General features: G+C 62.5%; 13 protein-coding genes and 1 tRNA gene. 11 read left to right on the plus strand and 3 right to left on the minus strand.

Features of this window, described 5'->3' with window-relative positions:
- The 5 genes from QZ571_RS17695 to QZ571_RS17715 form a co-directional block, all read left to right on the plus strand.
- On the plus strand, nucleotides 1–770 hold a 770-nt coding region (locus tag QZ571_RS17695), incomplete at its 5' end, for an aspartate carbamoyltransferase catalytic subunit (protein ID WP_295537409.1).
- On the plus strand, nucleotides 763–1,266 hold the full coding sequence (locus QZ571_RS17700) for a hypothetical protein (protein ID WP_295537411.1): 504 nt from the start codon (nucleotides 763–765) through the stop codon (nucleotides 1,264–1,266). The genes QZ571_RS17695 and QZ571_RS17700, both read left to right, overlap by 8 nt.
- 49 nt (nucleotides 1,267–1,315) lie before the next feature.
- The gene (pyrC, locus tag QZ571_RS17705; RefSeq protein ID WP_295537413.1) at nucleotides 1,316–2,596 is read left to right on the plus strand and encodes a dihydroorotase; all 1,281 of its coding nucleotides are present in this window, start codon (nucleotides 1,316–1,318) and stop codon (nucleotides 2,594–2,596) included.
- 24 nt (nucleotides 2,597–2,620) lie between these two features.
- Nucleotides 2,621–3,229: a glycerol-3-phosphate 1-O-acyltransferase PlsY gene (gene plsY, locus QZ571_RS17710; protein WP_295537415.1), complete on the plus strand. Its 609-nt coding sequence runs from the start codon at nucleotides 2,621–2,623 to the stop codon at nucleotides 3,227–3,229.
- Nucleotides 3,230–3,252: 23 nt separating this feature from the next.
- The gene (locus tag QZ571_RS17715; protein WP_295537418.1) at nucleotides 3,253–3,663 is read left to right on the plus strand and encodes a DUF805 domain-containing protein; all 411 of its coding nucleotides are present in this window, start codon (nucleotides 3,253–3,255) and stop codon (nucleotides 3,661–3,663) included.
- A gap of 132 nt (nucleotides 3,664–3,795) precedes the next feature.
- On the opposite strand, the gene QZ571_RS17720 is transcribed toward QZ571_RS17715, so the two are convergent.
- The gene (locus tag QZ571_RS17720) at nucleotides 3,796–4,452 is read right to left on the minus strand and encodes a GntR family transcriptional regulator (RefSeq protein ID WP_295537420.1); all 657 of its coding nucleotides are present in this window, start codon (nucleotides 4,450–4,452) and stop codon (nucleotides 3,796–3,798) included.
- Nucleotides 4,453–4,562: 110 nt separating this feature from the next.
- Nucleotides 4,563–5,258: a SprT family zinc-dependent metalloprotease gene (locus QZ571_RS17725; RefSeq protein WP_295537421.1), complete on the minus strand. Its 696-nt coding sequence runs from the start codon at nucleotides 5,256–5,258 to the stop codon at nucleotides 4,563–4,565.
- 119 nt (nucleotides 5,259–5,377) lie between these two features.
- Here QZ571_RS17725 and QZ571_RS17730 point away from each other — a divergent pair, with 119 nt between their 5' ends.
- The 3 genes from QZ571_RS17730 (at nucleotide 5,378) to rsgA (ending at nucleotide 7,144) form a co-directional block, all read left to right on the plus strand.
- Nucleotides 5,378–5,707, plus strand: coding sequence for a TIGR02300 family protein (locus tag QZ571_RS17730; protein ID WP_295537422.1), 330 nt, complete (start codon nucleotides 5,378–5,380; stop codon nucleotides 5,705–5,707).
- Nucleotides 5,708–5,897: 190 nt separating this feature from the next.
- A tRNA-Ala gene (locus tag QZ571_RS17735) sits at nucleotides 5,898–5,973 on the plus strand.
- A 91-nt stretch (nucleotides 5,974–6,064) separates the two neighbouring features.
- Nucleotides 6,065–7,144, plus strand: coding sequence for a ribosome small subunit-dependent GTPase A (gene rsgA, locus QZ571_RS17740; RefSeq protein WP_295537423.1), 1,080 nt, complete (start codon nucleotides 6,065–6,067; stop codon nucleotides 7,142–7,144).
- 17 nt (nucleotides 7,145–7,161) lie between these two features.
- On the opposite strand, the gene QZ571_RS17745 is transcribed toward rsgA, so the two are convergent.
- Entirely contained in the window at nucleotides 7,162–7,893 is a 732-nt protein-coding gene (locus QZ571_RS17745) for an SDR family oxidoreductase (RefSeq protein ID WP_295537425.1), read from the minus strand.
- Nucleotides 7,894–8,035: 142 nt separating this feature from the next.
- On the opposite strand from QZ571_RS17745, the gene argB reads away from it, so the two are divergent.
- The 3 genes from argB to QZ571_RS17760 all read left to right on the plus strand — a co-directional run.
- Nucleotides 8,036–8,884 carry an acetylglutamate kinase gene (gene argB, locus QZ571_RS17750; RefSeq protein ID WP_295537428.1) on the plus strand — a complete coding sequence of 283 codons (849 nt, stop codon included), beginning with the start codon at nucleotides 8,036–8,038 and terminating at the stop codon, nucleotides 8,882–8,884.
- A gap of 60 nt (nucleotides 8,885–8,944) precedes the next feature.
- Entirely contained in the window at nucleotides 8,945–9,739 is a 795-nt protein-coding gene (locus tag QZ571_RS17755) for a sterol desaturase family protein (RefSeq protein ID WP_295537426.1), read from the plus strand.
- Nucleotides 9,706–10,321, plus strand: a 616-nt coding sequence (locus QZ571_RS17760; RefSeq protein ID WP_295537427.1) for a ferredoxin, incomplete at its 3' end; no start/stop codon positions are given. The genes QZ571_RS17755 and QZ571_RS17760, both read left to right, overlap by 34 nt.

Here is a 10,321-nt window from a genome sequence, read left to right on the forward strand (position 1 = left end):
CGGGCAAGCGGCTGGGCGCGGATGTGATGAACATGGCGATGCAGACGAGCTCGGTCAAAAAGGGCGAGACGCTGATCGACACGGCGCTAACACTGAACGCGATGCATCCCGATCTTCTGGTGGTGCGTCATGGTAGCTCGGGGGCGGTGGATCTGCTGGCGCAAAAGGTCGAATGCGCGGTGATCAATGCCGGTGATGGTAAGCACGAACACCCCACGCAGGCGCTACTGGATGCGCTGACGATCCGGCGTGAAAAGGGGCGCATCCATCGCCTGACCGTCGCGATTTGTGGCGATGTCGCGCATTCGCGTGTCGCGCGCTCTAACCTGTTGTTGCTGGGCAAGATGGAGAACCGCGTGCGCCTGATTGCGCCCCCGACCCTGATGCCCGCAGGCGTGGCCGAGTTTGGCTGCGAGGTCTATGACGACATGCGCGAGGGGCTCAAGGGCGCGGATGTGGTGATGATGCTGCGCCTTCAGCGCGAGCGCATGGATGGCGGGTTTATCCCGTCTGAGCGCGAATATTTCCACCGCTACGGGTTGGACGCGGAAAAACTGGCCTTTGCCAAGGACGACGCGATCGTGATGCATCCCGGCCCGATGAACCGCGGCGTGGAAATCGACGGCACGATTGCCGATGACATCAACCGCTCGGTCATTCAGGAACAGGTCGAGATGGGCGTGGCGGTGCGCATGGCGGTGATGGATCTGCTGGCGCGCAACCTGCGCGCAGATCGGGGCCGCGCGCTGATGGGAGAAACCTATGTCTGAGATCAAGCGCGACGAGGTAATGAACTATCGCCCCGGTCCCGACAGCGAATTGCCGCTGGACAAGGGCGAGCACGTTCTGGCCACCTTCCTGCCCGACCCCAAGCGCTATTGGAGCGATCACGCGATTCTGGCGGTTCTCGGGGTGGTTCTGGTTTCGGCGGTGCTGATCTGGCTGGGCAGGCCGGGACAGATCGCGATTGCAGCCCTCGCGATTGCCGTGGGCATGGCTCTGCGCGGTCTATATTTCAAATCCGAGGCCTTCGCGCGCCGCTGGCAGCTCACCGAAAAGCGGTTGATCGGCCCGCAGGGGCGCCAAGTGATGCTGCTGGAAATCGCAACCGTGCGCCGCCTGATGGGCGATGTGCAACTGGTGACGAACTCGGGCGGCAAGCACCTGATCCGCCATCTCGCCGATGCAGGAACAGTGGTTGCCGAAATCGAACGCGCCAAAAACCACCGTGCCGCCCAGCGCGCGACTGAGGGCGACGCCGAATGAGCCCCGATTTTGCGCCCATCGACATCACCCGTCTCAAGGAGGCCATGGCATGACCCTGTTCTTACAAAATGCCCGCCTGATCGACCCCGAGGCGCTGAGCGAAACCACGGGCAATATTGTCATCGACAACGGCCTGATTGCCGCTATCGGCACGATGTCGGCCCCGCCCGACGCGCAGGTGATCGAATGCGGCGGCAAATGTCTTGCCCCCGGCATCGTGGATCTGGGCGTCAAGATCGGTGAGCCCGGTGAACGCCATATGGAAAGCTTTCGCTCTGCCGCGCTGGCGGCGGCGGCGGGCGGCGTCACCACGATCATCGCGCGCCCCGATACGGCCTCGGCCATCGACACGCCCGAAGTGCTGGAATTCGTCACCCGACGCGCCGCCGATGCGCCGGTGCGCATCCTGCATATGGCGGCGCTGACCAAAGGGCGTGCGGGCCGCGAGATGACCGAGATCAGCTTTTTGCGCGATGCCGGGGCCGTGGCGTTCACCGATGGCACGCAGGTCTGCGACCAAACCAAGGTGCTGGCGCGTGCGTTCAGCTATGCCGCCAGCCTCGGCGCGCTGGTGATCGGGCATCCCCAAGAGCCGGGCCTGTCCAAAGGGGCCGCTGTCACCTCGGGCAAATTCGCCAGCCTGCGCGGCCTGCCCGGCGTCTCGCCAATGGCCGAGCAGATGGGGCTGGAGCGTGATCTTGCTTTGGTTGAGATGACCGGGCTCGCCTATCACGCCGATCAAATCACCACCGCGCGCGCCCTGCCCGCACTGGCACGTGCCAAGGCGGCAGGGCTGGATGTGACGGCGGGCGTGTCGATCCATCACCTGACGCTGAATGCGCTGGATGTGGGCGAGTATCGGACGTTTTTCAAACTCACCCCGCCCCTGCGCGACGAAGACGACAGGCTTGCAGTGATCGCAGCCGTGGGGGACGGCGTGATCGACGTGATCTGCTCCATGCACACCCCGGCGGACGAGGAATCCAAACGCTTGCCCTTTGAGGAAGCGGCCTCGGGCGCGGTCGGGTTGGAAACGCTGCTGCCCGCTGCGATGCGGCTGTATCACGCGGGTCAGCTGACCCTGCCGCAGCTGTTTCGCGCGATGGCGCTGAACCCGGCGCGCCGCCTTGGACTGCCCCAAGGCCGTCTGACTGAGGGCGCGCCCGCCGATCTGGTGCTGTTTGATCCGGACGCGCCCTTCGTGCTCGACCGCTTCACATTGCGCTCAAAATCGAAAAATACTCCCTTCGACACCGCGCGAATGGAAGGCAAAACACTTGCCACATTCGTCGCGGGAGTGCAGGTTTATAGCAGCGAAGAACAAAAATAACGCGATTAGAGGCGAGGGCAGGCAATGCCAGGAGTTGAAAACGGGGCCACCTGGCTAGGGCTGGTGGCGGCATTGGGCTATTTGTTGGGGTCCGTGCCCTTTGGCATGGTCATCACGCGGATGCTTGGAATGGGCGATCTGCGCAAGATCGGATCGGGCAATATCGGCGCAACCAATGTGCTGCGCACCGGGAACAAACCGGCCGCTTTGGCGACGCTTCTGCTTGATAGCGGCAAGGGGGCGATTGCGGTGCTGATCGCACGCTATTTCTTGGGCGAGACGGCAGCACAGGTTGCAGGCGCTGCGGCTTTTATCGGCCATATCTACCCGGTTTGGCTGCGTTTTCAGGGCGGCAAGGGAGTTGCGACGTTTCTAGGCACGATGATCGCGCTGGCGTGGCCCGTGGGGCTGGCTGCCTGTGCAGTGTGGTTGCTGACAGCCATTGTCACGCGGATCTCCTCGCTGTCCGCGCTGGTCTCGGCGGCGGCCACTGTGCCGCTGGCCTATGCGCTGGGACATCGAGATTTCATGATGCTGGCAGCCGGGCTTTCGGTGCTGATTTTTTGGCGCCACCGGGGTAATATCGCGCGGCTGGCGGCGGGCAGCGAACCCAAGATTGGCAAAAAGGGCTAAGCCCGGAATAAGGAAAAACTGGTATGAGTTTTGGTGATAGCGTTCGTACCTGCCTAAAGCAGAAATACGCAACCTTCGCAGGCCGCGCCCCGCGCGCGGAATTCTGGTGGTTCACGTTGTTCTACACGCTCGTGCAAATCGCCACCAATATCCTCGACACAGTGTTCTTCGGCACCGGCGAAGTCGCCAGTGGCCCCGGCTTCTGGGCCTATAACAGCCATGGCGGGCCGCTCTCGATTATCGCAGGCCTAGCCCTGTTAGTGCCCGCTCTTGCCGTCTCGGTGCGCAGGCTGCACGACAATGGCAAATCGGGCTGGTGGCTCCTGCTTTCCCTGATCCCGCTGATCGGCGGGTTGGTATTGCTGTTCTTCTTCGTGCAGCGCTCTCAGCCGGGCGAGAACGCCTACGGCCCCGATCCGCTGCGACAGGCCTGAACGGCATTTGGGGCTCTGCCCCCGGCCTGCGGCCTCCCCCGGGATATTTCGATCAAGAGGAAGAGAGCCAGTTTTCCACTTCCTCTTGACCAAAATATCCTGCGGGGGTCCGGGGGTGCAACCCCCCCGGCCTTACCACCCGCGCTGTGACAGATGGCGCAGGCCGCTGGTCACATCGGCGCGCACCGCAAGCCGCAAAGCAGGCTCATCGCCAGCGCGCAAAGCCGACAGGATCATACGGTGATGGCGGGGCGGCTCATTGCGCTGCACGCGACCATAGAGCGCGCGCATCGTCGGCCCCAGTTGCAGCCAGACCGTTTCCGCCACCGCCAGGATCGCAGGCGATTGGGCGCGCAGATAGAGCGTGCGGTGAAAATCGAGATTGGTGCGAATATAGCTTACCGCATCGTGTTTCGCGACGGCCTCGGCATTGGCGGTATTGATCGCGCTCAACCGGTCGATCAGCGCGAAATGGGCGCGCGGCAAAGCGCGCGCGGCCAGTTCGGGCTCGATCAACGAGCGCAACGTCGCCAGTTCCTCGATCCGCTCATTGGACAGCTCGGGCGTGCTGACCCGCCCCGAGGCCGTCAGTGTCAACGCCCCTTCCGCCACCAACCGACGCAGCGACTCGCGCACGGGCGTCATCGACACGCCATATTGCTTGGCCAGACCGCGCAGCGTCAGCGCCTGTCCGGGCAGCATTTCCCCCACCATGATCTGCTGACGCAGCAGACGATAGAGCCTGTCATGCGCGGCGGTTTCGATCGGGCGGGTGGAGATTGTTGTCATGCAGGGATTTGTGATCACATTCGCGCATCGCGTCAATCACCAAAGCAGGGCCACCCACGCGGGCGTCGCGCGAAGGGGCCGCTTCACACGGAATCTCCGAGCAAACCGGTTCAGTCGCGGAACCGGATCGCATGCAGGCGTGAGCCCTCGCGCTTTAGCCAGCTGCGTTCGGCCTTGTAGCTGGGGCGTAGCCGCGCCACGAGCGCCCAAAACGCGCCAGAATGGTTCATCTCGACCAGATGGGCCACTTCATGGGCGGCAACGTAATCCAGCACCTCTGGCGGCGCCATAATCAGCCGCCAGCTATAAGACAGCGCCCCGGTATGGCTGCACGAGCCCCAGCGCGAGCGGGTATCGCGCAACGTGATTCGCGCGATCGGGCGATCCAGCAGCGCGGCGTAATGCGCACTCGCCTGATGAAGGCGCAACCGCGCGGCATGTTTGAAAAACGTTTCGATCCGCAGCCCCAGCTTGTCGGGGTCCGCTGGGGCCAGCAACCGATCGCCCGCGACCTGCGGCGCGCGCAGCGCGGCAGGCTCTAAATACAGCGCACGCCCCTCGAATGGCACCAACCCGCCGAATCGCACCGCCTGCGGGGGCGCGATGCCTTCGAGGGTGCGGCGCAGCCAGTCAGTCTGGCTGCGCGCAAAGGCTAAAGCCTCGCGCTCGGAGGCGCCTTTCGGGATCGTCAGCGCCACGCGACCATCCGCGCGCGACACCCGCAACGAGAACCGCCGAGCACGCGCAGAGCGGCGAAAGACCAACTCCAGCTCAGGCAGTTCGGGGATATGGGGTGGGCTGGGCACGCAGGGCTCCTTGGGCAGGCGGGACGCAGTTCGCAGATAACCGCACGAAAGGCTTTGACACCCAGCGGATGGTGTGGCAGTTGGCTGCGACTCTGAGATTACCAGCGCAGGAGAATTCCATGCCGAAAGAGGAATGGGGCGTCAAGCGTCTGTGTCCGCATTGCGCGAACCGCTTTTACGACCTGAATAAAGACCCGATGACCTGCCCGGTCTGCGCCAACAGCTTTTCGCTGGAAAGCCTGACCGCAGCACGTGGACGCACGCTCGTCTCGAGCAAGACGTCCGCAGCCAAGGCCGATGAACCGGTTATCGAGGAAGAAGAAGATCTCGACGCCGACACCAATGACGTCGAACTCGACGACGATCTGCTCGAAGAAGACGATGACGACGATAATGTCTCGCTTGATGAGATCGCCGACGTGAGCACGGAAGACAAAGACGACAACTGAGTCAGTTGGCGTTTTGTTAAAAACACGGGCGCGGCGGGGAAACCTTCCGCGCCTTTGTGCTGTCCGATCGCCCCCCCCTGAACCGCGTCGCAATTTTCCCGACCGCGCATAAAAACCCCCTTGCACACGCCCAGCGCTTTGCCTATACGCCTCCCACGCAGCGCGGCCTTGGCCGATGCAGCACTTTGATGGGGCCTTAGCTCAGCTGGGAGAGCGCCTGCATGGCATGCAGGAGGTCAGGGGTTCGATCCCCCTAGGCTCCACCAAAATCACTTTCAAATGCGCATGAATGACAGGTCCCAAACGGCCTTGAGGCGCCTTTGCCTGCGATCTAATCGGGTCAAAAGCGGCTGGGCGATGCGGAAAAGCTTGCATCAGCGCGATGGCGCGGCCATGCAGGTCAGCGTGACACAGTTCGATGATCTCAACCCGCATTCTTTGGCTGACCTTGGCTGGTCGGCGTTTTTTGGCGACCAGTTGGCCCCCGAAGACACGGCGCTTGCGCGCATGCGCATTGCCAGCGTGCATCGCTCTCGTCTGACGGCGCAATCCGAAACCGGGCCGGTGCGGCTGAGCCTTGCGCCGCATAGCAAAACGACGGATTTCGCGGTGGGGGATTGGGTTCTGGTGGATCCCGAGACCCTGACGGTGCACTCACGGCTCTCGCGGAAATCCCTGCTGGAACGTCACACCGAAGGCGCGCGCGTGCCACAGCTGATCGCGGCGAATGTGGACACGCTGTTCATCGTCACCTCTTGCAACGATGATTTCAACCCGGCTCGGCTAGAGCGCTATCTCGCGCTTGCCAATGAGGCCGGCACGACCCCGGTGATCGTGCTGACAAAAAGCGACCAGACCGATGATCCGACGCCGTTTCAGCAGCAGGCCGAAGCGCTGCAACGCGATCTTGTTGCGGTGACGCTGAATGCCAAAGCGCCCGATGCGATAGCGCACCTCGCGCGCTGGTGCGGGCCGGGGCAGACGGTGGCGCTGGTGGGCTCTTCTGGTGTCGGAAAATCGACCTTGCTCAATACGCTGTCGGGTAAAACAGACGCCGAGGCGCAGCCCACGGGCGCGATCCGCGAAGACGATGCAAAGGGACGCCACACGACCACCTCACGCTCGCTGCATGCCATTGCCGGGGGCGGTTGGGTGATTGACACGCCGGGAATGCGCTCGCTTCACGTCAGCGATGCGGCGGCCGGGCTGGATATGCTGTTCGCCGAGATCACCGAGCTGGCCCCCAACTGCCGCTTTCGCGATTGCACTCATGAACATGAGCCGGGCTGTGCAGTGCGCGCCGCGGTTGAGGCGGGCACGCTGGACCCTGCGCGGCTAGAGCGCTGGCGCAAGCTGCAAGACGAAAACCGCCTCAATACGCCGGTGCTAACAGGGCCGCGCGGCAACCGCACCACCGTGCCGCGCAAGCGCCGCTGAGACACGCAAAGCAGCGCCTAGACGTGCTGGCCTGCGTTGACCTCAATCTCGGTGCCCGTGACATAGCTTGAGGCATCCGAGCACAGGAACCAGATCACATCCGCCACTTCCGAGGGCTGGCCAAGGCGGCGCAGCGGCAGGGTATCGACGATCTTTTGCGTGCCCGGCGACAGGATCGAGGTTTCGATCTCGCCCGGCGCAATTGCGTTCACCCGCACGCCCAGCGGGCCGAAATCATGCGCCATCTCGCGCGTCAGCGCCTTGAGCGCGGCTTTTGACGTTGAATAGGCCGCCCCAGCAAAGGGATGCACCCGCGAGCCTGCAATCGAGGTCACATTCACGACCGCGCCACCTGCCGTCGACAGTTCCTCCACCAGTCCGCGCGCCAGCACGATGGAGGAGAAGAAATTGACGTGAAACACCTGCCCCCACGTGCGCAGATCGGTATCGAGCGTATTGAGCCGCCCGCCACCTTCGGCCTTTGGCGAAATCCCCGCATTGTTGACCAGCGCATCCAGCCGCCCATCCAGACGCTCGCGGATTTCCCCAATCGCTTCGATGGTGCGGCTTGGATCGGCCAGGTCGATCTGGATGTGATCTTCGCGACCACCGCCCCAAGGGCATTTCTCGGGGAAAGGTTGGCGCGAACAGGTGATCACGCGCCAGCCCTCGGCGGCAAAGCGTTTCACCGTGGCATGCCCGATCCCCCGGCTTGCCCCCGTCAGCAACATCACCTTGCGATCATCCATGAGGTCGTATCTCCTTGCGTTGTGCAGACCCTATCCCGTTTTGGGCCAAGCGCAACGCCCCGCCCTTCCCAAGCCCGCTTTTTGAGGCTAGCAAGTGGGGGTCCGCGCCCTCCTCAGGAACCAGCAGATGAGAAAACAGACGATGAACCGAGATTGGATCGCCACCGCCCGCACCCTCTCCGAGGCCCTGCCCTATCTGCAACGCTACTCCGGCGCTGTCGTGGTGGTGAAATTTGGCGGCAACGCGATGGGTGACGATGACGCGATGGCCGAATTCGCCCGCGACATCGTGCTGATGCGTCAGGTCGGCATGAACCCGGTCGTGGTGCATGGCGGCGGCCCGATGATCAACGAGATGCTGAGCAAGCTGGGGATCGAAAGCAAATTCGTGCGCGGCAAGCGGGTGACCGACAAGGCCACGGTCGAAGTGGTCGAAATGATCCTCTCGGGTCTGGTCAATAAGCGCATCGTGCAGGCGATCAACGATCAAGGCGGGCGCGCCGTGGGGATCTCGGGCAAGGATGACGATCTGATGGTCTGCGAGGCCGATGACCCCGAGTTGGGTTTCGTTGGCCGCCCCGTCGAGATGAACGTGCAGGTGATCCGCGATCTTTACAACGCTGGAATCATTCCGGTGATCGCGCCGGTCGCGACTGGCATGGCCGATAACGAGACCTTCAACGTCAATGGCGACACCGCTGCCGGGGCCATAGCCGGGGCGTTGCAGGCTGACCGCCTGCTGCTTCTGACCGATGTGGCAGGGGTCAAGAACAAGGATGGCGAGGTTCTGACCGAAATGACGTCGGAACAGGTGCGTGCGCTGATAGCAGATGGCACCATTGCCGGAGGCATGATTCCGAAAACCGAAACCGCTCTCGATGCGATCGAAAAGGGCGTGCGCGGGGTGGTGATTCTGGACGGGCGTGCACCCAATGCCGCATTGCTGGAACTTTATACCGAACATGGTGCCGGGTCGCTGATCCGCGGATAAAGTATATATTTTTCTGAATATGTCTATTGCCAGTCTCCGCGGTGAGCTTAGATTGGACATATGGAAAACGAAGCCATCATTCGCCTCACTGCCTTTCTGGGCCTGTTCAGCCTGTTTGCGCTACTCGAATCCCTAGCCCCGCGCAAAGCGCGTACTCAGCCCAGATCAAAACGCTGGCTGACCAATTGGGCGATGCAGATCATCGACACCATCGCGCTCAGGGCGCTGGCTCTGGCATTACCGCTGCTGGCAGTGGGCGCGGCAGTGGATGCCGGACAAAACGGCTGGGGCCTGTTCAACAGGATCGACCTGCCGGTCTGGGCTGAGGTCATGCTGGCGATCCTCATTTTCGATTTCGCGATCTGGTTCCAGCATCTGATTACCCACAAAGTGCCTGTCCTGTGGCGCTTTCACCGGGTCCACCATGCCGACCGCGATATCGACGTCACCACCGCGATCCGCTTTCATCCGGTTGAAATCGCCTTTTCGATGCTGCTGAAGATCGGGCTGGTCTATCTGATCGGGCCATCTGCCTTGGCGATTATCCTGTTCGAGATCATCCTGAACGGCACCGCCCTGTTCAATCACGCCAATCTGCGCCTGCCTCTGGGGCTGGACGCGATTGTGCGATTGGTTCTGGTAACGCCCGACATGCACCGGGTGCACCATTCGGTGCATCGGCACGAACATGACAGCAACTATGGCTTTGCGTTGTCGATCTGGGATAGGATTTTAGGTACCTACATCGCCCAACCGCAAGCGGGACATGACGACATGACCATCGGCCTGCAATGGCAGGATGACAGACCGACCAAACTCGGATGGGCACTGAGCCTGCCGTTTTTCCGCAAATGACGCTCGCCGCGCTGGAAATCCGCGCCGATAAGAGTGCCTTAGATATCTTCGGGGCGCTGCACCCGACCGATCTGGAAGGGATCGGAACGCTGATTCTGCTGGGACCGCGCGAACCTGGTTTCTGGCCCGGATTTATTAGAAGCCCGGAATATCGCGATGGCAATCCTGACGCGATTGACCGCTGGTCAACCCGGGTGATCGGGGCCTTGGCAGATGAGTTCGGGGCCAAGGCGTTTTTCCCCTTTGGCGGTCCGCCCTATCACCCATTCATCCGCTGGGCTTTGGACAGTGGGCGGGCCGGGCAATCGCCGGTTCACCTGTTGGTGCATGACCGGGCGGGCCTCTTTGTGTCCTACAGGGGCGCATTGGGCTTTGCCGAGAGATTAACACTACCGCTTCAACCTGCGGGATCCCCCTGCAACAGCTGCGCCGACAGGCCCTGCCTGACAGCCTGCCCCATCGCCGCCCTTTCGGATCGTGGCTATGACGTTCCTGCCTGCAAATCTTTCCTGTGTTCGGATGCGGGGGACGACTGCATGACTGGCGGCTGCCTTGTCAGACGCGCTTGCCCGATCAGCCGGG

The sequence above is a fragment of the uncultured Thioclava sp. genome, from assembly GCF_913064665.1.
GTDB lineage: Bacteria > Pseudomonadota > Alphaproteobacteria > Rhodobacterales > Rhodobacteraceae > Thioclava > Thioclava arctica.

Coding starts and splice junctions, on each gene's coding strand:
- QZ571_RS17700 (WP_295537411.1), top strand. CDS start 763: ATGTCTGAGATCAAGCGCGACGAGGTAATGAACTATCGCCCCGGTCCC.
- pyrC (WP_295537413.1), top strand. CDS start 1,316: ATGACCCTGTTCTTACAAAATGCCCGCCTGATCGACCCCGAGGCGCTG.
- plsY (WP_295537415.1), top strand. CDS start 2,621: ATGCCAGGAGTTGAAAACGGGGCCACCTGGCTAGGGCTGGTGGCGGCA.
- QZ571_RS17715 (WP_295537418.1), top strand. CDS start 3,253: ATGAGTTTTGGTGATAGCGTTCGTACCTGCCTAAAGCAGAAATACGCA.
- QZ571_RS17720 (WP_295537420.1), bottom strand. CDS start 4,452: ATGACAACAATCTCCACCCGCCCGATCGAAACCGCCGCGCATGACAGG.
- QZ571_RS17730 (WP_295537422.1), top strand. CDS start 5,378: ATGCCGAAAGAGGAATGGGGCGTCAAGCGTCTGTGTCCGCATTGCGCG.
- rsgA (WP_295537423.1), top strand. CDS start 6,065: ATGCGGAAAAGCTTGCATCAGCGCGATGGCGCGGCCATGCAGGTCAGC.
- QZ571_RS17745 (WP_295537425.1), bottom strand. CDS start 7,893: ATGGATGATCGCAAGGTGATGTTGCTGACGGGGGCAAGCCGGGGGATC.
- argB (WP_295537428.1), top strand. CDS start 8,036: ATGAACCGAGATTGGATCGCCACCGCCCGCACCCTCTCCGAGGCCCTG.
- QZ571_RS17755 (WP_295537426.1), top strand. CDS start 8,945: ATGGAAAACGAAGCCATCATTCGCCTCACTGCCTTTCTGGGCCTGTTC.